23 protein-coding genes are annotated in these 26,459 nt (G+C 38.9%); 22 read left to right on the forward strand and 1 reads right to left on the reverse strand.

The annotated features are described in order from the left end of the window. The 22 genes from BTO22_RS01090 to tldD all read left to right on the forward strand — a co-directional run bounded on the left by BTO22_RS01090 (window position 1) and on the right by tldD (window position 25,800). Complete coding sequence (locus tag BTO22_RS01090) at window positions 1–336, forward strand: type IV pilus, mannose-sensitive hemagglutinin D (MSHK) (RefSeq protein ID WP_105053938.1); 336 nt, start codon at window positions 1–3, stop codon at window positions 334–336. An 11-nt stretch (window positions 337–347) separates the two neighbouring features. Further along, window positions 348–1,973 (forward strand): pilus (MSHA type) biogenesis protein MshL, encoded by a 1,626-nt coding sequence (gene mshL, locus BTO22_RS01095; protein ID WP_105053939.1) that lies wholly within the window; start codon window positions 348–350, stop codon window positions 1,971–1,973. 10 nt (window positions 1,974–1,983) lie between these two features. Continuing rightward, complete coding sequence (locus BTO22_RS01100; RefSeq protein ID WP_105053940.1) at window positions 1,984–2,832, forward strand: ExeA family protein; 849 nt, start codon at window positions 1,984–1,986, stop codon at window positions 2,830–2,832. After that, complete coding sequence (locus BTO22_RS01105; RefSeq protein WP_181044532.1) at window positions 2,829–3,875, forward strand: tetratricopeptide repeat protein; 1,047 nt, start codon at window positions 2,829–2,831, stop codon at window positions 3,873–3,875. The genes BTO22_RS01100 and BTO22_RS01105 overlap by 4 nt, the downstream gene beginning before the upstream one ends. Beyond that, entirely contained in the window at window positions 3,875–5,599 is a 1,725-nt protein-coding gene (locus tag BTO22_RS01110) for a GspE/PulE family protein (protein WP_105053942.1), read from the forward strand. Before BTO22_RS01105 ends, BTO22_RS01110 begins: the two co-directional genes overlap by 1 nt. Before the next feature lie 8 nt (window positions 5,600–5,607). Continuing rightward, window positions 5,608–6,834 carry a type II secretion system F family protein gene (locus BTO22_RS01115; RefSeq protein WP_105053943.1) on the forward strand — a complete coding sequence of 409 codons (1,227 nt, stop codon included), beginning with the start codon at window positions 5,608–5,610 and terminating at the stop codon, window positions 6,832–6,834. Next, a complete protein-coding gene (locus BTO22_RS01120) occupies window positions 6,834–7,286 on the forward strand; it encodes a type IV pilus, mannose-sensitive hemagglutinin protein MshF (RefSeq protein ID WP_258132410.1) in 453 nt (150 codons plus the stop codon). The genes BTO22_RS01115 and BTO22_RS01120 overlap by 1 nt, the downstream gene beginning before the upstream one ends. Window positions 7,287–7,374: 88 nt before the next feature. Beyond that, window positions 7,375–7,938, forward strand: coding sequence for a prepilin-type N-terminal cleavage/methylation domain-containing protein (locus BTO22_RS01125; protein WP_105053945.1), 564 nt, complete (start codon window positions 7,375–7,377; stop codon window positions 7,936–7,938). Window positions 7,939–8,081: 143 nt separating this feature from the next. Continuing rightward, window positions 8,082–8,549, forward strand: coding sequence for a type II secretion system protein (locus BTO22_RS01130; RefSeq protein WP_105053946.1), 468 nt, complete (start codon window positions 8,082–8,084; stop codon window positions 8,547–8,549). Window positions 8,550–8,677: 128 nt separating this feature from the next. Continuing rightward, entirely contained in the window at window positions 8,678–9,274 is a 597-nt protein-coding gene (locus BTO22_RS01135) for a prepilin-type N-terminal cleavage/methylation domain-containing protein (protein ID WP_258132411.1), read from the forward strand. Then, a complete protein-coding gene (locus BTO22_RS01140; RefSeq protein ID WP_105053948.1) occupies window positions 9,271–9,861 on the forward strand; it encodes a type IV pilus modification PilV family protein in 591 nt (196 codons plus the stop codon). Before BTO22_RS01135 ends, BTO22_RS01140 begins: the two co-directional genes overlap by 4 nt. Beyond that, a complete protein-coding gene (locus BTO22_RS01145) occupies window positions 9,861–10,616 on the forward strand; it encodes a PulJ/GspJ family protein (protein WP_105053949.1) in 756 nt (251 codons plus the stop codon). Before BTO22_RS01140 ends, BTO22_RS01145 begins: the two co-directional genes overlap by 1 nt. Beyond that, window positions 10,606–11,040 (forward strand): MSHA biogenesis protein MshP, encoded by a 435-nt coding sequence (locus tag BTO22_RS01150; RefSeq protein WP_181044533.1) that lies wholly within the window; start codon window positions 10,606–10,608, stop codon window positions 11,038–11,040. The genes BTO22_RS01145 and BTO22_RS01150 overlap by 11 nt, the downstream gene beginning before the upstream one ends. Beyond that, entirely contained in the window at window positions 11,040–14,900 is a 3,861-nt protein-coding gene (locus BTO22_RS01155; protein WP_105053950.1) for a DUF6701 domain-containing protein, read from the forward strand. The genes BTO22_RS01150 and BTO22_RS01155 overlap by 1 nt, the downstream gene beginning before the upstream one ends. 122 nt (window positions 14,901–15,022) lie before the next feature. Continuing rightward, window positions 15,023–16,066, forward strand: coding sequence for a rod shape-determining protein (locus tag BTO22_RS01160; protein ID WP_060992546.1), 1,044 nt, complete (start codon window positions 15,023–15,025; stop codon window positions 16,064–16,066). Between the two features lie 23 nt (window positions 16,067–16,089). After that, a complete protein-coding gene (gene mreC, locus BTO22_RS01165; RefSeq protein ID WP_105053951.1) occupies window positions 16,090–16,947 on the forward strand; it encodes a rod shape-determining protein MreC in 858 nt (285 codons plus the stop codon). After that, window positions 16,937–17,428, forward strand: coding sequence for a rod shape-determining protein MreD (mreD, locus tag BTO22_RS01170; protein WP_105053952.1), 492 nt, complete (start codon window positions 16,937–16,939; stop codon window positions 17,426–17,428). The genes mreC and mreD overlap by 11 nt, the downstream gene beginning before the upstream one ends. A 9-nt stretch (window positions 17,429–17,437) precedes the next feature. Further along, window positions 17,438–18,013 (forward strand): Maf family protein, encoded by a 576-nt coding sequence (locus BTO22_RS01175; protein ID WP_105053953.1) that lies wholly within the window; start codon window positions 17,438–17,440, stop codon window positions 18,011–18,013. A gap of 18 nt (window positions 18,014–18,031) precedes the next feature. Next, the gene (gene rng / locus BTO22_RS01180; protein WP_105053954.1) at window positions 18,032–19,501 is read left to right on the forward strand and encodes a ribonuclease G; all 1,470 of its coding nucleotides are present in this window, start codon (window positions 18,032–18,034) and stop codon (window positions 19,499–19,501) included. A gap of 13 nt (window positions 19,502–19,514) precedes the next feature. Beyond that, complete coding sequence (locus BTO22_RS01185) at window positions 19,515–23,381, forward strand: YhdP family protein (RefSeq protein ID WP_105053955.1); 3,867 nt, start codon at window positions 19,515–19,517, stop codon at window positions 23,379–23,381. 42 nt (window positions 23,382–23,423) lie between these two features. Continuing rightward, window positions 23,424–24,242 carry a carbon-nitrogen hydrolase family protein gene (locus BTO22_RS01190; protein ID WP_105053956.1) on the forward strand — a complete coding sequence of 273 codons (819 nt, stop codon included), beginning with the start codon at window positions 23,424–23,426 and terminating at the stop codon, window positions 24,240–24,242. Between the two features lie 112 nt (window positions 24,243–24,354). Further along, a complete protein-coding gene (tldD, locus tag BTO22_RS01195) occupies window positions 24,355–25,800 on the forward strand; it encodes a metalloprotease TldD (protein ID WP_105053957.1) in 1,446 nt (481 codons plus the stop codon). Window positions 25,801–25,885: 85 nt separating this feature from the next. Here the strand turns inward: tldD and yjgA are convergent, their stop codons facing one another. Then, a complete protein-coding gene (gene yjgA, locus BTO22_RS01200; protein ID WP_181044534.1) occupies window positions 25,886–26,416 on the reverse strand; it encodes a ribosome biogenesis factor YjgA in 531 nt (176 codons plus the stop codon). Window positions 26,417–26,459: the final 43 nt, after the last annotated feature.

The following is a 26,459-nucleotide window of genomic DNA, read 5'->3' on the forward strand; positions in this document are numbered from 1 at the left end:
ATGAAGCATTTATTTTTAATGGTCGTACTGTTCTCTGCATCTATTAGTGCGTCAGAAGCCGTTGTTGGACATGATCCTACTGAGCCATTAAGTTGGTTTCAACCTGAACCAGTAAAAAAGAAAGTAATAAAAAAACGTCAATATTTCCCTTCTTTACAAGCAATCAGCTGCAGTAGTGAATCTGACTGTAACGCAGTGTTAGACGATAAATCAATGATAAAAGGTGACAAAATATCTGGGTATACCTTGTTAGCTATTAACGAAGAAAGCGTTTCGATTGGTCGTTCTGGTAAGAAATGGCAACTTTCCCTATTTTCACAAGATATTAAGAATTAAGGTTAGCAGTAATGAAAGTACGTAATGTCATCATTGGATTCATGGTAGCGTCATTAGCGGGGTGCTCTATGGGCCACCGTGATCCTGTTGAAATTAAACAGACCTTAGATAAATCGATTAATGAAAATGGCGGTCAATTATTAACAGAACTGCCCGCTTCGGTTCAGGCTGATTTAATGCCAGACTTAAGTTCTCCAAATGTTGAGGTTGAAGAACCAGTTAAACGTTTTAGAGTGAAAGCGAATGGCGTTAATGCTACAGCCTTCTTTACCAGCTTAATTAAAGGCACAGAATATAGTGTTGTTATTCATCCTGATGTTTCAGGGCGCATAACGATGAATGTAAATGACGCGACATTGGATGATGTGCTGTCTTCTGTTGAAGATTTATACGGCTACGAAATCATTAAATCAGGTAAAATCCTGCAAATCTACCCGGCAACGATTAGAACTGAAACTATCCCTATCGACTATTTACAATTAACTCGTAAAGGGCGTTCTTTAACTACGATTACCACGGGATCAATTACAAATTCTGATAGTAATTCGAGTGGTAGTGATAATTCAAACTCTAATAATAGTTCGTCTTCATCCTCATCAGCTACGGGTGGAACCGAGATTGAAACTACGAGCGAAAGTGACTTCTGGAAAGAATTAGAGAATGCCGTTTCTGTTATGATTGGAAGTGGTTCAGGACGAAGTGTCGTAGCTTCGCCACAAGCAGGAGTGCTTACTATTACAGCTTCTCCTGATGAACTACGTAAAGTTAAACAATTTTTAGGTACGTCTCATAAGCGTTTGCAACGACAGGTTATTTTAGAAGCTAAGTTGTTAGAAGTGACATTAAGCGATGGTTATCAACAAGGCATTAATTGGTCTAATTTAACGGCTTCTATTGGTGGAACAGATGTTGTGGTTGATAAACTAGCAAGCTCAGCGGTATTACCTGGTATGGATGCCATCGGAACTTTATTGGGTGGGCAAACTAATGTAACTGTTTCTGACGGAAATTTTAGTGCAGTTTTGAGCTTTATGGATACACAAGGCGATTTAAATGTACTTTCAAGCCCTCGCGTTACTGCGGCTAATAATCAAAAAGCGGTAATTAAAGTTGGTCGTGATGAATACTACGTTACAGATGTGTCGAGTGTTATAGGTAATGGCGATAATGCAAATGCTTCTCCTGAAGTAACCTTAACCCCATTCTTCTCTGGTATTTCATTAGATGTGACTCCACAAATTGATGATAAAGGTAATGTGATGTTGCATGTGCACCCATCCGTTATCGATGTTGAAAACGAAATAAAAGAGATTAACTTGGGTGAGAACGTTGGGATTTTAGAGCTTCCATTAGCGAAAAGTTCAATTCGTGAATCTGATTCGGTTATTCGAGCGAAAAGTGGTGATGTCGTGGTCATTGGTGGTTTGATGAAGTCACAAACCGTAGATCAAGTTTCAAAAGTTCCATTCTTAGGAGACCTTCCTGCTTTAGGGCACCTATTCCGCAATGTGAGTAAATTAACCCAAAAGACAGAATTGGTCATTTTATTAAAACCAACCGTTGTTGGTGTAGATACATGGCAAGAAGAATTGGAGCGCTCTCGTGATTTATTACAAGAGTGGTTTCCTGACGAGTAATCGTTAAATTATGTATGAACAACATTTTGGTTTAAAGCAACTTCCTTTTACTTTAACGCCAAATACTTCTCTTTTTCATGGATTATTGCCTCACTATGAGGCAATTCAGACGGTATTGTCTGCAATCTCCATGGGAGAAGGCGTTATTAAAGTTACAGGGGAGATCGGGACAGGAAAAACACTCGTGTGCCGAATGTTAATGAGTCAATTGCCTCCGAGTGTTGAATTGCTTTACTTACCTAATCCTGTCATGAGTGGGTATGAGTTAAGGCAAGCACTAGCAAAGGAACTTTGGCTTGACCAACGTGGGGATGGTATTGCGTTAACTGATCGTATTCATGAAAAGTTGATTGATTTACATGCAGAAGGAAAAACAGCAGTTGTCTTTATTGATGAGGCACAAGCCTTGTCTGATGAAGCATTAGAAACATTACGTCTCTTCGGTAATTTAGAAACGGATTATTGTAAATTATTGCAAATTGTCCTGTTTGGGCAACCAGAGTTAGATGAAAGGCTAAAACAATATCACTTACGTCAACTCAGACAGCGGATTACGTTTTCTGCAATGTTACGCCCGTTAAATGTGAGTGAAACTGTAGCTTATATTGATTATCGAATGGTGGGGGCTGGTTGTTTAAGTAATCCATTTTCACTTTCTCAAATGAAGGCTATTTGGCGAGCAAGCAGTGGGGTACCGCGACTCATTAATCAAATATGTCATAAATCGCTACTTATTTCTTTTTCAGAACAGTTAAGTATAGTGTCTTCAAAATCGGTATTTAATGCGATTTTAGACACAACCGATACCATACAGCCTAAGTATTACTTTCCCAGATTTTGGGGTTGGAGAGCATCGTGAGTGCAACGAATAAAGCCTTACTCAACATTACAAAGAAAGACACTGACGCGGGGTTTAAAAAGAGTATTTCTCCAGCAAATGTACCTAATATAGAATCAAGATTTAAAGCTTCGTTCTTTTTTGCTATTGGTGTGCTTAGCTCATTGTCTCTTATTGGTTGGGCAACATTAAATAACTCAGCAGAGGTTAGTCCTGTATTAACAACGAGTAGTGAAATACCTACTATTTCAAAAATAGATGCACTCTCTGTACCTTCAATAGCTTTAGCTAATTCACCAACGCAGAAAAGCTCTGCAAAAGAGGTGAGTGCTATTTATATCGATAATAGCGACAAGTTATCAGTGGTGATTGCCGCAAATACCAATGTTGCTCTACCTGCAACGAAACAACCTTCGGTAATCCCTAAGACTCCTCGTGAAGAGGTAAGCCAAGAGTTTCAAGTTGAGGAGGTGGAACTGCTGCCTTCTGAGTTGGCTCAAAAAAGTCGTGATGCAGCCAAAAAAGCACTAGATAGATCGGATTTTAAAGAAGCGACAAAAGAATATTATACCGTCTTAAAATATCAACCGAATGATGAAGAGTCGCGTAAAAAACTCGCGGCATTACTTTATGGGAAACGAGACGTAACAGAGGCCGCTGCAATATTACAACAAGGAATAAAACTTGATAATGATAGCGTTAATTTACGCTTAGCTTTAGCCAGCTTATTGCAAAAAGAAAAACAGCCAGAGGCGGCATTGTCGGTATTAGAATATATACCTCTGGATGCTAGTGTGGATTATTTAGCGACTCGTGGTGGTCTAGCTCAAAAACTAAAATTGATGGATTTAGCAAATGAAAGCTATCAGATGTTAGTAAAAAAAGAACCAGACAACGGTCGTTGGTGGCTAGGTTTAGCGATTGTTTATGAAAGAGAAGCGAAAACAGAACAGGCGTATGATACTTATCAAACCGCGTTAATTAAGCCTGGATTGTCTCGTTCTTCTTTGGTTTTCGTGAGAGACAGAATAAAACTATTAGCGACAATGAAGGGAAATGAATAATGCGTCTTAAGTTAAGAAAAAGACTTGGTGATTTATTAGTCGAAGAAAACATTGTCACTGAAGAACAAATTGAGCAAGCGCTATTAGCACAGAAAAAAACAGGTAGGAAGTTGGGTGGGACCTTAATTCAGTTAGGTTTTTTATCTGAAAAACAAATGCTCACTTTTCTATCTCAACAATTAGATGTGCCTTTAGTTGATTTGAATCGAGCGGATATTGATGCTGCTGCTGTCCATTTGTTACCTGAAGTTCATGCGAGGCGATTGAGAGCTTTAGTGTTGAGCCAGCAAGGTAATACCATTCGAGTTGCAATGAGTGATCCTGCCGATCTCTCTGCTCAAGAAGCACTATTTTCTCAATTACAGCAATATCAAATTGAAATGGTTATTTCTTCAGAAAGACAGTTGGTTGATAGCTTCGATCGCTTTTATCGTCGAACCAAAGAAATCGCCTCTTTTGCAGAGCAGTTGCAATCAGAGCATCAAGACAGCAATGATTTTAATTTTGGAATTTCAGGTAGTGATAATGACGAAGTTACTGTCGTAAAACTCATTAACTCATTATTTGAAGATGCTATTCAAGTTGGTGCGTCTGATATTCATATTGAACCCGATGACAAAGTACTGCGTCTGCGTCAACGTATTGATGGTGTATTGCATGAAACGTTACTAAATGAAGTGAATATTGCATCAGCGTTGGTGCTTCGTTTGAAGCTGATGGCGAATTTGGATATTTCAGAAAAACGTCTACCTCAAGATGGACGCTTTAATATTAAATCCCGTGGTCAGTCGGTTGATATTCGTTTATCGACAATGCCAGTGCAGTATGGTGAATCTGTGGTAATGCGTTTGCTAAATCAAACGTCAGGACTTCGTGAGTTAGAATATTCTGGCTTACCCGATCACCTTTTAGTTCGTTTACGTAAACAGTTACGACGTCCTCATGGGATGATTTTAGTTACAGGGCCAACTGGTTCAGGAAAAACAACCACTCTATATGGGGCACTTAGTGAGCTAAACACACCAAGTAAGAAGATCATTACTGCTGAAGACCCTGTAGAATATCGCTTGCCTCGAATTAATCAAGTGCAAGTAAACAGTAAAATTGATTTAACGTTTTCAAAAATATTAAGAACCTTTCTCCGTCAAGATCCAGATATTATTTTGATTGGTGAGATGCGAGATCAGGAAACGGTAGAGATCGGGTTACGTGCCGCATTAACGGGCCACTTGGTGTTATCTACCTTACATACGAATGATTCGATAGATAGTGCATTACGAATGATGGATATGGGTGCTCCTGGTTATCTTGTTGCCAGTGCTGTTCGTGCTGTATTAGCACAACGATTGGTTAAAAAAGTGTGCCCAGAATGTTCTGGTGTTGATACGCTTGATGAGCCTCGTAAGCAATGGGTACAAACTCGTTTTCCTAATCAAGTATCCGTACCTTTTCAACGAGGCTATGGTTGTCAAAGTTGTAACCTAACTGGATATCGTGGGCGTATTGGTGTGTTTGAGTTGTTAGAATTAGATCAACCAATGATGGATTCATTAAGAGCAAATGATGCGGTTGGATTCTCACAAAAAGCCCGTCAAAACCCAGATTATAAGCCACTGTTAGCGTCAGCAATGGAGCTTGCTATGAATGGGATTATCTGTCTTGATGAAGTAATGGTATTGGGCGAAGGCGATAATGCGGCTTCTCATCAACCAATATTGATGTAGGCATTAGCATGGCAATATTTAAATATAGCGGACGTAATAGCCGTGGTGAACAAGTCTCAGGGTCTATCGAGTCAACATCGCAAGAAATGGCGGCTGAGCAACTCATGAATGATGGCGTGATACCTACCTCAATTCGAGCGAGTAATTTTGGTGGGAACTCAAGTGCAACTGACTGGAAGAAGTGGTTTCAGCCAACGATCCCTTTAGAAGTGCTCGTTATTTTTTGTCGCCAAATGTACAGCCTAACTAAAGCTGGAGTTCCTTTATTACGAGCGATGAATGGATTATCACAGAACAGTAATAACAAATTATTAAAAAATGCATTGGAAGAGGTGACGGCTGATTTAACTAATGGTCGTAGTTTGTCGGTATCAATGCAACAACACCCTCATGTATTTAGCTCTTTGTTTGTATCAATGATACATGTTGGTGAGAATACAGGGCGGTTGGATCTTGTGTTAATGCAATTGGCTAATTATTACGAACAAGAGATGGAAACTCGTAAGCGAATTAAATCGGCAATGCGATATCCGATATTTGTATTAACGTTCATCTTACTTGCGATGTTTGTATTAAATATTAAGGTTATTCCTCAGTTTGCGAGCATGTTTTCTCGCTTTGGTGTTGATTTACCATTGCCAACACGGATCTTAATTACAACCTCTAGTTTCTTTGTTAATTATTGGCATTTTTTAATCGCAGGAATGGCAGCAGCATTGTTTGCGTTTCAAGCCTGGATTGGTCAGCCAAAGGGGAGAGAAGCTTGGGATAAGTGCCGTCTTCGGTTGCCTATTGTTGGTGATATTGTAACGCGTGCGCAAATGTCTCGCTTCTCAAGAACGTTTGCTTTGATGTTAAAATCAGGTGTACCACTTAACCAATCACTCGCGCTTTCTGCTGAATCTTTAGAGAATAAATACCTAGAGAATAGATTGCTTGAAATGAAAAATGGGATTGAGTCAGGTACTAGTATGTCAGCAACCGCAGCTCAGAGTGGTATTTTCACACCCTTAGTTCAACAAATGATAGCCGTTGGTGAAGAGACAGGGCAAATCGATGATTTATTATTAGAAGTCTCAGATTTTTATGACCGTGAAGTGGATTATGACTTAAAGACATTAACAGCAAGGATTGAACCTCTGTTATTGGTTATTGTTTCAGGAATGGTTTTGATATTAGCATTAGGTATTTTCTTACCAATGTGGAATATGTTAGATGTAGTAAAAGGGTCGTAATGATGTCAACAACCCGGTTTATATGGGGTGGGCTTGTTATTGTATTTCTCGCTGTTATTTTATATCAATGGGACAGAATCGAGCCTGAAGTGGAAGATACCGCGTTATTAATGAGTAGCCGAGAAATATTATCTTCAGCTAATGAATTTAAAAATTATTGGGTTGTAAATGGGCAACCTAACGTTATTGTTAAAGACGGAATAGAAGTAACATTTACCAAATTAGGCTGGCCACTGACTCTTGATGATAAAGAGTTAAATTGTCAAAAATGGCTACACCTTTTATTACCAGAAAAACAGAAAATTTATACAGAAGCGATTCATGTGACGAAAAAAAAAGCAAAAGTGGCTCAGTATGGTTGTGAGTATGGTATATCGAATGATAAAATTGTTTCTGTAATGTTGGTAAATGGCGTGTTTAAAGTTAACGTCGGTTTTTTGAATGAAAACTAAGTTGGCATTTTTTTGACTAACACTGTGTTTTTTATTGTAAAATCCCTTACAATTCAGAAAGAAAATAGAAATAGAGAGAAGCATTACGATGAAGTTCCAAAAAGGTTTCTCACTGGTTGAGCTAGTGATAGTGATCGTAGTTATAGGGTTGTTGGCAACTGTCGCACTACCTCGATTTTTAGATGTTAGTCTTGAAGCGAAAAAAGCGAGTGTTGAAGGAGTTGCGGGCGGATATGCTACGGCTGTTCTTTCAGCAAGAGCACAATGGGAAGCAGAAGCTCGTCCAAGAACTGATGGTTATAATGCGGTGAGTTATGATGGAACAGAATTTTGGTTAACGGATCCATCGCAATCAAATCAATCTGAATTTCGTCCGGGTTACCCAATAGCTCCACGAGAAGATTTAGATGGCAATGATACAGGTAGTTATCCAACAGCACTAACGGCAAAAGAGTGTATATTATTAATGGAAATGTTATTACAAAATGCACCGTACGTTACTGATGATCATAAAGATAATAAAGCCAAGTATCTAGCAGAAGTAATAACCGAAAATAGCCGTAATCAATGTAAATATACACAACAAGAAAATGAAGGACACTTCTTTACTTACGAGCCTGAGTCAGGTCGTGTTGTGGTGACATTACAATAATAAATTTAATAATTAATGCTTATTTAATTTTCCAAATAATATTAATTGGAAAATAAGACTTAATTATATCTATATATTAGTTTTAACAATAACGGTGGCACCATTTAAGTACCATCATATTAATAATAAAAGAGAGAAGTAACATGAAAAGACAAGGTGGTTTCACACTTATTGAGTTGGTAGTTGTAATCGTTATTCTAGGTATTCTAGCAGTAACCGCAGCACCTAAATTTCTTAACCTGCAATCTGATGCTCGTGCATCGTCACTGCAAGGTTTAAAAGGCGCAATGTCAGGAGCTTCTGGTATTGTGTATGGTAAAGCTGCAATTGATGGTAAAGAAACATCAGAAAAGACTGTTGCTATTGATGGTATTGATACTGTTTACGGCTACCCTAAAGCAACTTCTGCTGGTATTGGCGCAGCGGTTGTTGGTTTAGATGAGGATTGGAGTTCTGTAGTTTCTGGTTCAACATTAGTTGTTGGTTTTAAACAAGATCCAAAACCAACTTTAGCTTCAAAAATTACAGAGACCAATTGTTACGTAACATACAGTGAAGCAACGACACTTTCATCTGGTGTCTCTGTAATTGTAACTGCGACTAAGTGTTAATAAATAAACCTTAATATGCCTCTAAAAGCCAGCGATCTCCGCTGGCTTTTTTGTATCTAAAATTAACATTACCTTCGCTATCCTTATAAATTCCGTTATCCTAGTAACAGGAGACAATAAGGTAACGGATGATGATTTTTCCCCTCGTAGTATCCCTACAAAAACAACCAATAAAAACAAAAGGTTTCACATTAGTTGAATTGGTTGTAGTGATCGTTATTCTAGCGATTATTGCTATTTACACCTCTAGTAAATACATGGGGGCGAGCCGCTTTTCTTCTACAGCAGCTCAAGAGCAGGTCGTATCCATCTTGCGTCAAGTCCAGATTGCTGCAATGCAAACTAATGCCCCCGATAATAGCGATTCTTGTCGCTCAATTTTAATGACAACGAGTAAATTTGGTGTCTCTCAATCTTGTCAAAGCCAAGGCATGTCCAGTGCGGCACTTTCTGATTATTCTAAAGATACGGATCAGCAACAATTAGAGTTAATCAAACTAAGCTATGCTTTTAATTCAATAAGCGGAGCTGTTTCTGAGTTGTCATTTGATTTGCTTGGTAGACCAATAACTAAGGTTACCTCTTCAGTATCCTCTTCTCTTTGTACTGCTAGTGATTGTCGTATAACGATAACAACACCTTCTTCAAACGAGAGTCGTTCGGTATGTATTAATAGTGAAGGATTTATCTATCGTTCAACTCAAGGGGGCGGGTGTCAAATATGAGGTTGAAATTAACCTATCAGCGAGGGTTAACCTTAATAGAATCAATCGTCGGTATTGTGATTTTAGGTTTTGCATTATCAGTATTGATTTCTGGTGTGTTTACTTCCTCAACTACGTCTCATCAAGCCACCTACCAAGCACAAGCCGCCGCGCTTGGGCACTCAGTGATGACGGATATATTAAGTCGTCAATTCGATCAACATAGCGATCCTAATGGTGGCCAATATCGTTGTGGAGAAGTGCACTCTGGAATGATGATTCCGAGTTGTACTTTGGTGAAGAATTTGGGACGAGATGGAGCAGCAGAAAATAGCGCTATCACGTTTAATGATGTGGATGATTTTATTGGTTGCTGGGGAGCGTTATCTGAATGTTCATCAAATACTTTACCGTCATATCAATTAAACCAATTAATAGATACATCAAGTGCGGATGAATATAAGCATTTTACCGTAGAAATTAATGTTATGTATGCAGATATAGATGCTAAGAATACTGCTATTACGCAATATAAAAAAATAATTATCACGCTTTATGCAAGCCAATATGCCAAATATACCTTTAGTGCTTACAGAGGTAATTATTAATGACGAAATTAAGTGGATTTACCTTAATTGAATTGATTTTAACGGTTGTGGTCGTTGGCATTGTGGCTTTGGCTGCGAGCAATACGCTCCAGCTCGGATTTCAAAGTTATAACGACAGCATTGATCGTCAAGATAATCAAATGCAGGCAAAATTTCTGATTGAGAAATTGAGCCGTGAATTACGTCATGCCGTGCCTAATAGTATTGAAGTTTCAAGCTCCCAAGAGTGTGTTAGCTTTATTCCTGTAGAGGCGAGTGCCTTTTATTTAGAACTACCACTATTTAATGAAAAGCAAATTGATACAGTTCTACTTTCTAATAAGGCCAGTGTGATTGCAGGCTTAAACCTTACCATTAATCCAAGCAATCAAAATGAGTTGATTGAAATCAACGGTAGTCGATATGTTGCTATTGATTCGGTTACTGTTTCTGGTGGCGTTTCTACGATTAATTTTTCTACCAATAACAACCCCGCATTTACTTCTAACTCGGTATCTGGACGTGCTTTTATTTATAAACCTGAAGTCATTAGTTACTGTATTGTTCCCGGAAAAGTGAATCGAACGGTTACAAACACACAGACCCAATTAAGTTTTGTTAATCAGTTGGCTAATCACATTAATAGCGGTAAATTCATTTTTGAGCAGGCGTCAATACACCGAAATAGTATGGTCAGAATGGTGTTAGCGTTTGAAAATGATCTAGGTGAAACAACCCAATATCAACATGATGTGCAGGTGATTAATGTTCCATAATCAAACAAAGCAAAAAGGTAACCTGTTAATCATGTCGATTGTCGTTATGGTTGTTATCGGCTATTTATCATTAAATTTATTGAAGGTCGAAACCAGTAATTCAGATACGGTTTCAAAGGAAGTGTTAGGAACACAAGCTTGGTTTTTAGCGCACTCAGGTGCTGAATGGGGCTTGGTTCAGTTATTTCCTTTAGGGCAATCAGGTGTTGACGATGCTATTTGTGATGGGGTTGAGCGTAATCCGAATATGGCTTTGGCAAATAGTGGATGCAGTCATAACCCTAGTGTGGTGTGTGAAAGGAGTGAAGTTTCTTATCATGATGAAATTATTCAATATTTTAAAATAAAGAGCACGGCTATTTGTGGCTCTGGAGCAAATAAAGTGACGCGAGTACAAGAAGTATGGGCGAAGGAGATAAATTGATGGCTATTGTGGTTTATATAAAACGGTTACTACAGTTAAGTTTTCTTTTTATTGTTTTTATTTCTCATGCAAACGCAAATAATAATTTTGAGTTTGGAGTACTGAATAATCAAAATTGTATAGAACAAAGTTGTACTATTACATTCGAGAATACTTATACATCCCCATTAGTTTTTTTATTATCTTCTTTTGATACTGCTAATTATACGACCGATGTGTCGTCTACATTATTTCTTGAAAGTGTTTCTTCAACCAATGCAACGATACGTCAAAAAACTCGGGTGTATGAAGAATCTGAACAAATTCAAATGTTATCAATTCAATACGTAGTGGTTGAAGAAGGGAAGATTGTATTAGATCCGACACAGCCTACTATGCTGGCTGAGGCTGGGGTTATTTCTGGCGTCGCTTATATTGGAAAAAAAGTAAAGCACAAGCATAAGAAGTGGTTAAATGTTGATTTTAAATCACCTTTTTCAAGGCCTCCAATAGTCTTTACTCAGGTTCAAGGGTTATCTCAAACTAATGTATGGGCAACCACTTCAAATAGATATATATCCCCTCAAAATTTTGAAACAACTCTTGAATTAGGGCGTTCTTCTATAATGCCAGCGAATGATAAACCAGAAAAAATAGCCTATTTAGCGATTCAAGACTTTAGTGGAATTACGGATCGCGGGACTTCGTTTTTTGTTGGGAAAAAAGAGAATGTTAACCAAAAGAAACGTAAAGGCGATGACGTTGGAGCCTTGAATACATTGGCACGCTCTTGTCTGAATAATACAATTTCATTACCACCGTCATTTGACTCTAACTATACCGTATTAATATCGAAGCAAACACGTCAAGGTGCGGATGGTGGTTGGCTACGTTTATGCGAAGGCCAACAGAATAATGAATTATCATTTATGCTTGATGAAGATTATATTACTCGAGAGCATGGTGCTTTAGAGACTGTTGGTTATTTGGTTTTTGAAAATAAAAATGATCTATTTGATATGTGTGAATATTTTCCATCAGCGGCTCAAACTTGGTTTGATGGTGGAGGAATAGAAACACAATTAATTGTTGATGGGGAAAAGGGACAAAACCGTTCGTATATTGAAACCCCTAACCGTACGGTTGGTTTTCCTTCTGGCTCTATGAATCTAAAATCAGGAAATACCTGTGAGGATAGCGATGGAAGTAGCGGTGATTGTATTGCAGCTCCTTCTTTAATTGTACCTCACTTATCAGTAACTACAGAGTTTACTGGGGTCGACGGGTCTATAAACGGATTAAGTGATATCACAATTAGTCCAGGTCATTACACCGCGATAAATCTGATGGGGGGGAATGCTGTTGATTATATTCAAGTAGTTATTGAGCCTGGGATCTATTGGGTAAATCAATTTAGTGCAACAGGATTCGCTGAAATTCATTTTTCTAATATAGAAAAAACAATTATTCATGTTCAAAATTGGAATGATCCAGGCAATGTTATTTATAATCATGAGGCGAAACCTGATAACTTATTAATTGCAGCCCATGGAGTAAATGCCAATATACTTATGGCCGGGTCTAATTTATTAAAAGCGCATTTATATAGTGAAGGTAATATAGCCTTAAATGGTCGTGTTTCTGTATATGGAGCGGTAACTGCTAAAACCCTTAAATTATTCTCTAATTCACGCATTATTGGACAAAGTGAATGCTTTGACCCTCCTAAAAACTATACTTTAAAAGTCACTCCACAAATTGATTACAGTTTAACCTGTGAACGCATTCCTGTGAAATTTACCGTTGAAGATGATAATGGCCCTGTTCTCGGATTTAATAAGTTTTTTTCTGCAGTGATTAATACTAAAGATAATGGCTCTGCATGTTGGTCAGAATCTCCAGATAAATCAGTTGCTGCTGATTGCTCAATTACAGGTTCAACGTTCGTAGATGGTGAAAAAACACTGTACTTAGATAGCTCCGATTTGGATATTTTTGATGTTACGGCTTCTAGTGATAATCTGAACGAGACAGAGAAAGAACACTTTGAATTTGTGCCATTTAAATTTGATGTTAATACGATTAAAGCTATTGCAAATAAATCGCAGAGTTTTGATATCAATGTATTGGCTTGTAATGACGGATCTCCTGATATTGTTCAAGACTATAATGGTAATAAACAATTAGAGGTATCGCCGTATATTTTAGATTCTCCTAATTCATATGATGGAATAAGAACAGATTTAGAGTTGGCTAGTCTGATAAATCCAAATCAAATTGGGCTTACTTTTAATCAAGGCATAGCGACAACTAATTTAACTTATGGAGAAGCTGGTTCACTCCACTTTGCATTGAGTGATCCTAGCTTTATTTGCCCTCCTAATTTTGATTGTAATGATTACCCTATTGATTCAGGCTTGTTATCAACAACTGTAAATGTTGAATCTAGACCATGGAAGCTTGCAGTTTGTAGTGATGTTGCAGCAGACGGTAACAGTTCGAATGGCCCTGCTTTTGTTGCAGCAGCTGAAGCGTTCTCTCTTAAAGTTAAACCAGTTCAATATAGCAGTAGCCCTAATTCTGATTTGTGTGAGTTGCCAGTAACGCAAAATTTCTTTAAGCCATCGGCTCCTCAGGCGTTAATTACGGCACTAGATCCGACGTTAGATACTCCGCAATTAAGCATAGGAGGAATGCTAGGTACTTTATCTCCGTTGCTTTCTTTTTCTAATAATATTTATGCAGGCAGTAACTCAACTAGTCATTATCTATTTGAAAACATGACTTATGATGAGGTTGGTAGTATTCAATTTAACGTAGAGGCTTTAAGTGTTGGTTTTTATGATGGTATTCAAGGTGGTATAGATAAGGGCTCTAAACCAGTAGGTCGCTTCTATCCTGCTTATTTTTCCATTACAAATACATTATGGGATTACCCTGAAAATCAAGGATCTTCAGAAGGGACTTATTCCTATATGGCACAACCTTTTGATGACGTAAACTTTGAAGTAACAGCTTATTCTTATAATGATTCAATCGTCGCTAACTATGGGTTGTTTGATACAAACTTAAAAGCCAGTTTCTTATTAACCGGTGGCTATAATAGTCGGTTGAATATTGCGTCTTCTGATTTAGATAATACCCATTGGAGTAATGCGACTTGGGAGACGCCAGATCTTTCAAATAGTGTCATTTGGTCAAGAAAAAGTGCATCAATGTTGGCTGGTAATGTAACAACAACGACTGATGGTCCATTTAATGAGGGAGGGGATTCGATAACGACTGCGTTGAGCTTAGCAATAAGTGGAGTTGATCCTGTTTCTTTTGATAAAAATCAAGAAGCAGTGTTGGAACAAGAATTGTTATCTCAACCGAGTACTCGATACGGCCGAATGGTACTAGATAGTGTTGGAACGGCTGTAGGTCAACGTGTGATTGTCCCACTCCGAGTTGAGTTCTGGAATGGGAGTCGATTTGTTGTTAGTAAAACAGACGAGAACTCTCATTTTGATGGCGCAAAACATGATAAACAAATTATATGGCCAGATCCTACGAATTCGAGTGCATCTAAGTTAACTGGGAGTGGGGTTGTCGTTAATGGTATTAATACGGCTTCTCTGATTGCTGAGCCAGACAGCAGTAATTTACGTGAACAAGTACGCTTCTGGTTATGTCTAGACCCTGAATCGGCACAAAAAGATGATCCTAATATGAACTGTCAGAATGCTTCGTGGTCGAATGACGAACAACCTTGGTTGCAATACAATTGGCGAGGCCAAGGCGATGAAGATCCATCAACTGTGGTTACCTTTGGTATTTACCGTGGAAATGATCGCATCATATTTCGCAGCGAAAGTAACATAATTGGTACTTCTAACTAAAATATTAATAAAAATCCTGATTTGCTTCAGGATTCTGTAGCAATGCCTTGCTGATTAGGCTAGGCATTGGTACATTTAGATATATTTATCTTATTCTCACGCTTTCAGGAAATACGAAGATTATGTTCAAGAAACTTCGTGGCATGTTTTCAAACGATCTATCGATTGATTTAGGTACTGCCAACACACTTATTTATGTAAAAGGTCAAGGCATCGTTCTTGATGAACCGTCAGTAGTTGCTATTCGTCAAGACCGTAATGGCTCAACGAAAAGTGTTGCTGCTGTTGGTCATGATGCGAAGCAAATGCTAGGTCGTACTCCTGGTAATATTTCTGCTATCCGTCCAATGAAAGATGGCGTTATCGCTGACTTCTATGTGACAGAGAAAATGCTTCAGCACTTCATCAAACAAGTGCATGACAACAGTGTTTTACGTCCAAGCCCACGCGTATTAGTGTGTGTTCCTTGTGGTTCTACACAAGTTGAGCGCCGTGCAATTCGTGAATCAGCACAGGGTGCTGGTGCTCGTGAAGTGTATCTAATCGATGAGCCAATGGCTGCTGCGATTGGTGCGGGTCTTCCTGTATCAGAAGCAACTGGTTCAATGGTTATTGATATAGGTGGCGGTACAACAGAAGTTGCCGTTATTTCACTAAATGGTGTGGTTTACTCTTCATCTGTACGTATTGGTGGTGACCGTTTTGATGAAGCGATCATCAACTACGTACGTCGTAACTATGGCAGCCTAATCGGTGAAGCTACGGCTGAGCGCATTAAGCACGAAATCGGCTCAGCTTACCCTGGCGATGACGTATGCGAAATTGAAGTTCGTGGTCGTAACCTTGCAGAAGGTGTTCCTCGTAGCTTTACGCTTAACTCAAATGAAATCTTAGAAGCACTTCAAGAGCCTCTATCAGGTATCGTATCTGCAGTTATGGTAGCACTGGAACAATGTCCACCAGAACTTGCTTCTGATATTTCAGAGCATGGTATGGTATTGACTGGTGGTGGTGCACTTTTACGTGATTTAGACCGTCTTCTTACTGAAGAAACTGGTATCCCTGTCGTTGTTGCCGAAGAACCACTTACGTGTGTTGCTCGTGGTGGCGGTAAAGCATTAGAAATGATCGACATGCATGGTGGCGATCTCTTTAGTGAAGAGTAATAACAACTAACGGGTGAGTGGATATGACTCCAATCTTTGATAGAGGTCCTTCTCTACAGTTTCGCCTGTTTATTGCTGTAATGGTATCGGCTAGCCTCATGCTAGCCGATAGTCGTTTAAATGCGTTTTCCGACATTCGTTACTTATTAAATAGTTTTGTTTCTCCGATTCATTATGCGGCAAATCTTCCTCGTACTATGTTTGATGGCATGTATGACAGGTTTAATAGCCGTAATACTCTCATGCTTGAAAATCAAAAGCTTAAGCAAGAGATGTTTGTGCTGAACAGCAATTTATTGTTGATGGAACAACTTAAGCAAGAAAACAGTCGATTACGCGATCTACTTGGTTCACCGTTTATTCGAGATGAGAAAAAAATGGTCACTGAGGTGATGGCGGTAGATTCAGCTCCTTATACACATCAAGTTATGATCGATAAAGGCCAAGTTGATGGTGTTTATGAAGGTCAGCCGGTGATCAGTGATAAAGGTATTGTTGGGCAAATTAACTACGTTGGTGCTCACAATAGTCGAGTTTTATTACTAACCGATCCAAATAATGCCATTCCTGTGCAGGTTGTTAGAAACGATATTCGAGTGATTGCTTCTGGTAAAGGTCACTTAGATACTATGCAACTAGAGCATATACCGACAAATACTGATATTGAAGTTGGAGACTTACTTGTGAGCTCTGGTTTAGGTGGACGTTACCCTGAAGGTTACCCTGTCGGCTATGTTTCTATGGTTGATAATGATAATAAGCGTCCCTTTGCTTCAATTGATTTAGAAACTTCGGTTGAATTTGATAAGTTACGTTACCTATTATTAGTATGGCCAACAGGAACAGAAGTGAGTACAGAGGAGATGGCAAATGAGCAGTAGTCACTTAATGCGCGGTAGAATCATTATTTGGCTTTCTTTTTTAATTGCTTTAACTTTACAAGCAGCACCATGGCCTGGAGCGTTAGAAGTTCTCCGACCGTCTTGGATTATTCTCGTTACTTTTTATTGGGTACTTGCATTACCTCATCGAGTTAATGTTGGAACAGCAATGCTATTGGGTATTCTTTGGGACCTTCTATTGGGGACCACTTTGGGTATTCGTGGTATGACGATGGCAATTTTAGTTTATCTTGTGGCCGCTAATTTTAAGGTATTGAGAAACTTAGCATTATGGCAACAAGCCGCTATTTTTTCAGGATTAACCTTATTAGGTAAACTTTTAGAGTTTATGGGTGAATTTTTAGTTCATGATGTGTCTTTCAACGCACACTTCTTATGGGCTGGCGTGTTAAACTTTATTTTATGGCCTTGGTTATTTTTGTTAATGCGTAGAGTTCGTCGCCATTGGTCAATTCGATAAGGAAATGTAATGACTACTCAAGTATTCTTAGCTTCAGGATCTCCACGAAGAAAAGAACTATTAGCTCAATTGGGCTATCAATTTGAGATCTTGTCTGTTGATGTTGCAGAAGTGCATCAAGCACATGAAACGCCTCTTATGTACGTCGAGCGATTATCACAAGATAAAGCGCAAGCAGGTGTGAAAGCCATAGAACAAATAGAAAATAAGAATATCCCAGTGCTGGGCTCTGATACCATCGTTGTTATTGATGGTGTTATTCTAGAAAAACCTAAAGATTTTGAAGATGCTAAGAGAATGCTCTTAGCTTTGTCTGGTCGTCAACATCAAGTAATGACAGCCGTTACACTAGCAACACCTGAAAAAAAAAGAACCAAAACAGTAATAACACAGGTGTGGTTTAGAACACTTTCAATACAAGAAATAGAACAATATTGGGAAAGTGGAGAACCTTGCGATAAAGCAGGTTCATACGGTATTCAAGGTAGTGGTGGGCGATTTGTCTCGCGTATTGATGGCAGTTATCACGCTGTCATGGGACTGCCTTTGATGGAAACAGATCAGCTCTTACACCAATTTTTGTAAAATTAGTGAGGTGCTCCAATGAGTACAGAGTTGTTAATAAACGTAACTCCGAGCGAAACTCGAGTTGCAATGATTGAGGCCGGAGTGCTTCAAGAGATTCATGTTGAAAGAGAAGCAAGACGCGGTATTGTGGGTAATATATACAAAGGTCGAGTAAGCCGTGTATTACCGGGGATGCAAGCAGCGTTTATAGATATCGGTTTGGATAAAGCCGCATTTCTGCACGCCTCAGATATTGTTCCTCATACCGAGTGCGTATCTGAAAATGAAAAACGTCAATTTCAAGTAAGAGATATTTCTCAATTAGTACACCAAGGGCAAGATTTGGTAGTGCAAGTTGTTAAAGATCCTCTTGGAACTAAAGGTGCTCGTTTAACGACAGACATTACTCTTCCTTCTCGCTATTTAGTGTTTATGCCAGGCGCAAGTCATGTTGGTGTATCTCAACGAATTGAAAGTGAGAAAGAACGCAATCGTTTAAAAAATACGGTTTCTGATTATTGCGATGAATTCGGTGGCTTTATTATTCGAACTGCAGCAGAAGGCGCAAGTGAAGCTGAAATCTCACAAGATGCGGCTTTTTTAAAGCGTTTATGGCATAAGGTTATTGAGCGTCGTAAAAAGAGCAAAACGAAATCAATGTTGTATGGTGAGCTAGGTTTAGACCAACGCATCTTACGTGATTTCGTGGGCACCGAACTTGATTTAATTCGTGTTGACTCAAAGCTGGCGTTTGAGAAATTAAAAGAATTTACCTCTGAGTTTGTTCCAGAGTTAACCAAAAAACTTGAGTATTATTCTGGCGACAAGCCTATCTTTGATATGTACGAAACGGAAAATGAAATCCAGCGTGCACTTGATCGTAAGGTAGAATTAAAGTCAGGTGGATATTTGATTATTGATCAAACTGAAGCCATGACTACGGTTGATATCAATACAGGTGCTTTTGTTGGACGTCGTAACTTAGAAGAGACGATTTTCAATACTAACATCGAAGCAACTCAGGCTATTGCTCGTCAACTTCGCTTACGAAATCTTGGTGGTATTATTATTATCGACTTTATCGATATGATGAGTGAAGAGCATCGCCGTAGAGTATTACAAGTGTTAGGCTCTGTATTAGAGAAAGACAGAGTTAAAACCAACGTAAATGGCTTTACGCAGCTTGGCCTTGTTGAGATGACCCGTAAACGTACTCGTGAAAGTATTGAGCATGTATTATGTGGCCAATGCCCAACATGCGAAGGACGTGGCGCTGTTAAGACCGTAGAAAGTGTATGCTATGAGATCTTACGTGAAATTACTCGAGTAAACAGAGCGTATGATTCAGATAAATTTGTAGTTTATGCTTCTGTCGCTGTCGCTGATGCCCTAGAAGGGGAAGAGTCCCATGCACTTGCTGAACTCGAACTATTTATAGGTAAACAGGTTAAAATTCAAGCTGAACCTCTTTATATTCAAGAGCAGTTTGATGTCGTAATGATGTAGAGAATAAAAATACGTGACCACTAAGTTAATTCGTTTTGAACGTTGCTTGATGGGATTATTGCTGCTGGTATTCTTACTGGCAGCATTAGTCATTACAAGCCTACGCCTACTTCTTCCTTCACTTAATCAATATCAACCTGAAGTTGAAGCTTTTCTTTCCAAAAGTACCGGTTTTTCAATCTCTATTGGTGAGCTTGATGGTCGTTGGAGAAACACTAATCCCTCATTGAATCTTAAAAAACTGACAGCAGTAGATCCTATCTCTGGAGATGAAATTATCTCTGTTAAGGAGGTTGAGATCCAACTGAATATTCTTTCTTCTCTGTGGGCTCAGCAGCCTCAATTTGCTGACCTACGTATTGATAAGTTAGTTGCTGATTTGACGTCATTAGGTAATGATTCTAAAGAAGCAGAAGATGCGAAGAAACCAAGTAAAAAAAGTAATGACGAGTCTTTGGCAAAGCGTCTTGAAGATTTGTTTTTAGTGAGACTAAATCACTTTTCATTAAAAGATTCTCAAGTAACTCTTGTTGCATTGGATGGTAATGATAAAACACTTCAAATAGATTCACTTCAGTGGCGAAATGAAAACAGAAGACATCTTGCAGAAGGCGTTGTAAGCATTCTTGGCAGTGAGATTAATCAGCTCAAAGTCATTGCCAATTTCAAAGAGAAAGGCACATTTAAAAGCTTGGATGGGAATTTCTACGTCGAGGCCAAAAATATTCAAGTCACTCCGTGGATAACTGATGATATCCAAAAAGAATATGGAGTAACTCAAGGTGAAGTTTCAGCGAATGCTTGGTTGTCATTTAAAGATGGCCAACCAATTGATGCGCTTGTTGAGGCATCGCCATCTTATATTAACTGGCTTGAAGGTAAAGAAGTACATCAAGCAAGTGTTGAGGCCGGGGTATTTGAACTTCAGCCTAATAAAGATGGTTGGAAGGTATTAGCTTCTGACATTCGAATTAAGAATCAAAATGATATGTGGCCACAGGTTTCAGGAAGTTTTACATGGCAGCCTGATAAGTGGGTATTAAACCTGGCGCATATTGATCTTCATAGCGCATTAGACTTGAAAACGTTACTGCCAGCTTCTCAAGATAATATTACAGACCTTCTAACAACTCTTGATCCCAAAGGAAGTATTAACGATATTCGTATTGAGTATGATCACTCCACAGGGTTGAATTATTCAGCATCAATTCATGCTGCAGGAATGAAGCAGTGGGAGCTACTCCCAGGCTTTCATAAATTGGATATTTTAGTTGCAGGTGATGAAGAAAAGGGCAAAGCAACATTATCACTAGTGGATGATACCCTGCCTTATGGTGATGTATTCCAAGCGCCATTAAATATTAAACAAGGTAATGTAACCGCCTACTGGGAAGTCAATGATAACGGGTGGCGTTTATGGTCTGATTACATCAAAGTATCAACGCCAGATCTGCAAGCTAAAGGTGAGTTTCGTTTAGATTTTCCAAAAGACAAGCCATCAGTACTCTCTTTTTATGCTGAAGCCGATGCATTTCATGCAGATCAAACTTGGCGTTATTTACCTACGTTAGCATTAGGGCAAGATTTAACGGATTATTTATCTGCAGCCGTACAAGGTGGTAGTGCAAAAACCGTTCAACTGCTTTGGTATGGTGAAGTCGCTGATTTCCCTTACACCAAATACGATGGCATATTTCAAGTTAAAGTCGGTTTAAAAGATGCTCAGTTCTCGTTTGATACTGCGTGGCCGCCATTAACCGATCTTCAGTTGGATTTAATGTTCCAAAACGCTTCTATGTTCTTAAGCTCACATTCAGCCGAACTTATGGATGTACACGCGACCCGTGTTACTGGGCGTATTGCTAACTTATCGGAAGATGGAAAGTTAACTATTCGTGCAACCGCTAATGGTTCAGGTAAAGCCGTTCGTGAATATATGACAGCAACGCCATTAGTTGATTCTGTTGGTGCAGCATTAAACAGTATTCAAGTAGATAATCGTGTTGATGCGTTATTACGTCTTGATATCCCATTTAATGGAGATGATGTCCGTGCATGGGGTTACGCCGATCTTGCAAATAATCACATCGAATTGCAGTCTCCTAATATAGTTCTCACTAATGCAAAAGGTCGAATTGAGTTTGATAATGATGTAGTTAAAGCATCAAGTATTAAAGCGTCGTTATTAGGGCAGCCAATATCCCTTTCTTTTAACGGTGAAGCACAATCTGATTTTTATAGTGTGAATATTGAAACGAAAGGTAAGTGGAAAGTTTCACAGCTTAAAGACTATATTGATTCGCCAGTGATGGATAAAGTTGATGGTATATCGGTATGGAGCTCAACCATAAATTTACAGGTTGCAGATATTGGCTTCACTTATCAACTTGGCGTCAACGCGGCATTAAATGAGGTCAGTTCAACGTTGCCTTATCCATTGGCGTTGAATAAAGGGAACGGAGAAAAAGCATTATTACAGGTTTCTGGGAATTCAGAAAAACTCTCGGGGCGTTTAACGTTACCAGATGCAAAATACCAGACAGAAATTAATATCACAAAAGAAACGCCAGTCATTACAGCCAGCCATGTCGTTGTTGGACGTGGTAATTTTAGAGTTAGCCCTATTGTTGGGCAATCTGCCTCTATTAATACTAAATTTTTTGATGCTGATGCTTGGTTATCTGAGCCTATTTTAAATAAAGAAAAGTTAAGTTCTAAAAAGGCGTCAATGAGTCACTTTCCAGTCATTCCAATACCAACTCGTATTGATGCAAATATTAAGTCTTTACATTTAGCTTCGTTAGATTGGAATGATGTAGATATCAATGCACGTAAAAAATCGCAAGGTTGGTATGCTCAAGTTAATAGTCAAGAGGTTGATGGAAAGGCAAGTTTGAAAGAAACTGGGGAACTATTGGTTCAATTGGATAATCTTCATATTTTTATTCCAAGCTTAGATGAGCCTGAGAACCAAAAGCGACTAAACCAAGCAAAAGCTCATGAACCGATTATTTCTGAGTTTGATCGTCATTTCTTCCGCTTGATGCCGAACTTAGAGTTAACGATTAAAGATACATGGGTACAAGGTTATAAGTTAGGTAAGCTTGATACCAAGTTGCATAAGAAAGGGAAAACTTTTTACCTTGATAAGCTCAAAATCACCAGTGGTGAAAATAAATTAGCGATGTCAGGTGACTGGCTATTAAATAAAGATAAGAGTCTCTCTTCTTTTAAAATGAAAGCATCAGGAGAAAATAATTCCGAATTACTTGCGCGTTTTGGTATCAGCTCCGGTATCCAAAAAGCAACATACAGTATGGATGCGGATCTGAAATGGGAAGGGGCACCTTGGAGCATTCAAGTTGATACACTTTCAGGAGATCTTTCCTCGACCTTGGGTGAAGGTGTAATTACTGATGTTAAAGGAGCGGCACGTTTTCTTGGCCTATTTAGTATCGATTCTATCATTCGTAAGATGAAACTCGATTTTAGAGATGTTTTTGATGATGGTATGGCATTCAACTCGATTACTGGCAGTGGGAAGATGAGGGATGGTATTTTTGTCAGTAATAATTTGCTTATGGATGCGGTTGCTGGCGAGATGATAATTAAAGGAAAGGCTGATCTCAATACTCGTTTAGTGGATGCAGAGGTGAGTTTTACACCTGATTTAACTTCTGGTATTCCAATTCTTACTGCTTTTGCTGTTGCCCCACAGACTGCAATAATTGTACTTGCTGTTGCGACGGCGATAGCGCCTGTTATTGATGTTATTACGCAGGTGAACTACAAAGTTGAAGGCCCATTAGAGTCACCAGCAGTAAAAGAACTATCTCGTAGTCAAGGTGAATACCAACTACCAGAAAAAACGGATAATTAATGCAATATAGAGTTTCAACAAAGTCAATAATAAGGATGTATGATGAGAAAGGTTGGTGTTATTCAAATGAATTCAGGTGTAAACCCTGAAGATAATATTAAACAACTTAATCTCAAGCTAAAAGGATTACGTCAGCAAGGAGCTAAGCTGGCTTTAACCCCTGAAAACAGTATCGTTTTTGGACAGAAAGAAGATTATGAACGACATGCTGAATTCCTTGGGGAGGGAGAGTTACAAGAGAGGTTATCTGGGTTGGCAAAGCAATACCAGATTTGGCTTGTCGTTGGCTCTTTTCCAATAAGAAACCCTAATGAAAGTTTATCGTCAACGTGTTTAGTTTATAATGATGTCGGAGAGCTTGTAGAGCATTATCATAAATTACATATGTTTGATGTTGACGTTGAAGATGGGCACCAAAGCTATCGTGAGTCTGATACATTTACAGCAGGTAATGACATTAAAGTTGTTGATACACCCGTTGGGAAACTAGGATTATCTATTTGCTACGATGTTCGTTTTCCTCAACTGTACAGTGAACTTCGTCGACAAGGTGCAGAAATTATTGCCGTTCCAGCTGCATTCACTAAGGTAACGGGATATGCCCATTGGGATATTTTATTGCGTTCAAGAGCGATTGAAACTCAATGTTGGTTATTAGCCGCTGGTCAATGGGGTTCTCATGGTGCTGGTCGAGAAACGTGGGGGCATTCAATGATCGTTGATCCATGGGGAAATAAAGCGGCCCTGCAACAAGAGGGTACGGGTGTCATTATCGCTGATGTTGATTTATCACAGTTAGGGTCTATCCGTAAAAAAATGCCTGTAGAAAAACATGCAAGATTAAATTGCCAGTTAAACTAAACTCGGTGTGTATACGGTTTATTAAAGAAAAGAGTGAGTTTCACTATAAAATACACTCTTTTTTATTCATAATCAGATCCTAGATCTTAAATTCTTAACAAGAGTACCTCGAATGAGTTTGCAAGAAGTAGAACAATCCTTATTGAGTCAAGCAGGGATCGGTCAGCAGGAACTGTCTCAGACCTTGAGCACCATTGCAAAAAGAGACGTAGACTATGCTGATATCTACTTTCAGTCTTGCTGGCATGAATCGTTAGTACTTGAAGACAGTATTATTAAAGATGGGTCTTTTAATATTGATCGTGGTGTTGGTATTCGTGCTGTTGCTGGTGAGAAAACAGGTTTTGCTTATTCTGATCAAATTAATCTTGAAGCATTAACTCAAAGCGCAAAAGCGGCTCGTGGTATTGTTCAACAAAGTGGTGAAGGCAAAGTAAAAGCATTTTCATCTCAAGCCATCCCTCAATTCTATGCGCCTATCAATCCTCTTAATAGTTTAGATAAACAACAAAAAATAGCATTACTTGAAGAAGTTGATGCTTATATCCGAGCAAAAGAGCCACTAGTTCAAGAAGTTTCGGTAAGTATTAGCGGAGTTTACGAACAAATGTTGGTTGCTGCACTTGATGGAACTTATGCTGCTGATGTGCGTCCATTGGTTCGTTTGTCGATTAGTGTATTAGTTCAACGTGGTGATAAACGTGAACGTGGTAGTGCTGGTGGTGGTGGTCGTTATGGTTACGATTATTTTCTAACTGAAGTGAATGGTAAATCCATTGCTCTTGAGTTTGCAGATGAAGCTATTCGTCAGGCCTTAGTTAATTTAGATGCGGATGCTGCTCCGGCAGGAATGATGCCTGTAGTCCTTGGTTCTGGTTGGCCTGGTGTTTTATTACACGAAGCGGTTGGTCATGGACTTGAAGGTGACTTCAATCGTAAAGGGTCTTCAGTATTCTCTGGAAAGATCGGAGAAAAAGTAACGTCTTCGGTATGTACTATTGTCGATGATGGGACAATAGTTGATCGTCGTGGTTCATTAAACGTTGATGATGAAGGCGTTGCTGGCCAATACAATACATTAATCGAAAATGGTGTATTGAAGGGGTATATGCAAGATAAGTTAAACGCCCGTTTAATGGGAGTTGCACCGACGGGTAATGGCCGTCGTGAGTCTTATGCTCATTTGCCAATGCCTCGTATGACTAACACTTATATGCTGCCTGGCGAACATACGCCTGAAGAAATTATTTCAACAGTTAAAAAAGGTATCTATGCGCCAAACTTCGGTGGTGGTCAAGTGGATATTACTTCTGGTAAGTTCGTGTTCTCTGCATCAGAGGCTTATCTAATTGAAGAGGGTAAAATTACTCGCCCAGTAAAAGGAGCAACTTTGATTGGCTCTGGTATGGAAGCAATGCAGCAAATTTCGATGGTTGGTAATGATTTATCATTAGATCGTGGTGTTGGTGTTTGTGGTAAAGCAGGTCAAAGCGTTCCTGTTGGTGTTGGTCAACCAACATTGAAATTAGATACATTAACCGTTGGTGGTACTGAGTAGCTCTACTCGTTACAACCTAGGTATATAAAAAAGAGCCAAGTATCATTTGATGCTTGGCTCTTTTTTTATGAACGAAAAAGAAGGTTTATGAGTCTTCTTCTAAGTACAAGTCTTTTAAAATTTGGAAAATCTCACGGAATGCCTTTGGTGGCTTATTCGATGCTTTTTCTTTTTTAGCTTGACGAGCAAGCTGACGGAAGCGTTGGCGATCCGCTTCAGGGTATTTCACCATCACTTCTTCAATTACAACATCTGGAGTTTCAATCATACGGTCACGTAAGATTTCTAACTTATGAAGTGCGATAGTCGCTTGTGAGTGCTTATTACGAACTTTATCCAAAGCCAATTGAATTGGTTCTGGATCTTCAAGACGCATTAGCTTGCCAATGTATTGTAATTGGCGACGTTTTGCTTCGTTCTTAAAACGTTGCGCATCAGAAATAGCTACTTGCAGAGTTTCTGATAGTGGAAATTTAGCAAGAACTGCTGGCTTCAAGCCAACTAACTCTTCGCCTAATTTTTGTAGATCTTCCATGTCGTTTTTCATCTCGGTTCTACTTACCCAGATGATCTCTTCTTCTTCTTCCCAAGGAGCTTTTTGATTTTTACGTGCCATGATTTTCATTCTTTAATGGGTGATTATCTCTATTTTAGCAAGA

The organism is Aliivibrio sifiae, assembly GCF_002954705.1.
GTDB lineage: Bacteria > Pseudomonadota > Gammaproteobacteria > Enterobacterales > Vibrionaceae > Aliivibrio > Aliivibrio sifiae_A.

Excerpts from the sequence above, each read along its gene's own strand:
- BTO22_RS01090 (WP_105053938.1), top strand. The coding sequence starts at position 1 with ATGAAGCATTTATTTTTAATGGTCGTACTGTTCTCTGCATCTATTAGT.
- mshL (WP_105053939.1), top strand. The coding sequence starts at position 348 with ATGAAAGTACGTAATGTCATCATTGGATTCATGGTAGCGTCATTAGCG.
- BTO22_RS01100 (WP_105053940.1), top strand. The coding sequence starts at position 1,984 with ATGTATGAACAACATTTTGGTTTAAAGCAACTTCCTTTTACTTTAACG.
- BTO22_RS01110 (WP_105053942.1), top strand. The coding sequence starts at position 3,875 with ATGCGTCTTAAGTTAAGAAAAAGACTTGGTGATTTATTAGTCGAAGAA.
- BTO22_RS01115 (WP_105053943.1), top strand. The coding sequence starts at position 5,608 with ATGGCAATATTTAAATATAGCGGACGTAATAGCCGTGGTGAACAAGTC.
- BTO22_RS01120 (WP_258132410.1), top strand. The coding sequence starts at position 6,834 with ATGATGTCAACAACCCGGTTTATATGGGGTGGGCTTGTTATTGTATTT.
- BTO22_RS01125 (WP_105053945.1), top strand. The coding sequence starts at position 7,375 with ATGAAGTTCCAAAAAGGTTTCTCACTGGTTGAGCTAGTGATAGTGATC.
- BTO22_RS01130 (WP_105053946.1), top strand. The coding sequence starts at position 8,082 with ATGAAAAGACAAGGTGGTTTCACACTTATTGAGTTGGTAGTTGTAATC.
- BTO22_RS01135 (WP_258132411.1), top strand. The coding sequence starts at position 8,678 with ATGATGATTTTTCCCCTCGTAGTATCCCTACAAAAACAACCAATAAAA.
- BTO22_RS01140 (WP_105053948.1), top strand. The coding sequence starts at position 9,271 with ATGAGGTTGAAATTAACCTATCAGCGAGGGTTAACCTTAATAGAATCA.
- BTO22_RS01145 (WP_105053949.1), top strand. The coding sequence starts at position 9,861 with ATGACGAAATTAAGTGGATTTACCTTAATTGAATTGATTTTAACGGTT.
- BTO22_RS01150 (WP_181044533.1), top strand. The coding sequence starts at position 10,606 with ATGTTCCATAATCAAACAAAGCAAAAAGGTAACCTGTTAATCATGTCG.
- BTO22_RS01155 (WP_105053950.1), top strand. The coding sequence starts at position 11,040 with ATGGCTATTGTGGTTTATATAAAACGGTTACTACAGTTAAGTTTTCTT.
- BTO22_RS01160 (WP_060992546.1), top strand. The coding sequence starts at position 15,023 with ATGTTCAAGAAACTTCGTGGCATGTTTTCAAACGATCTATCGATTGAT.
- mreC (WP_105053951.1), top strand. The coding sequence starts at position 16,090 with ATGACTCCAATCTTTGATAGAGGTCCTTCTCTACAGTTTCGCCTGTTT.
- mreD (WP_105053952.1), top strand. The coding sequence starts at position 16,937 with ATGAGCAGTAGTCACTTAATGCGCGGTAGAATCATTATTTGGCTTTCT.
- BTO22_RS01175 (WP_105053953.1), top strand. The coding sequence starts at position 17,438 with ATGACTACTCAAGTATTCTTAGCTTCAGGATCTCCACGAAGAAAAGAA.
- rng (WP_105053954.1), top strand. The coding sequence starts at position 18,032 with ATGAGTACAGAGTTGTTAATAAACGTAACTCCGAGCGAAACTCGAGTT.
- BTO22_RS01190 (WP_105053956.1), top strand. The coding sequence starts at position 23,424 with ATGAGAAAGGTTGGTGTTATTCAAATGAATTCAGGTGTAAACCCTGAA.
- tldD (WP_105053957.1), top strand. The coding sequence starts at position 24,355 with ATGAGTTTGCAAGAAGTAGAACAATCCTTATTGAGTCAAGCAGGGATC.
- yjgA (WP_181044534.1), bottom strand. The coding sequence starts at position 26,416 with ATGGCACGTAAAAATCAAAAAGCTCCTTGGGAAGAAGAAGAAGAGATC.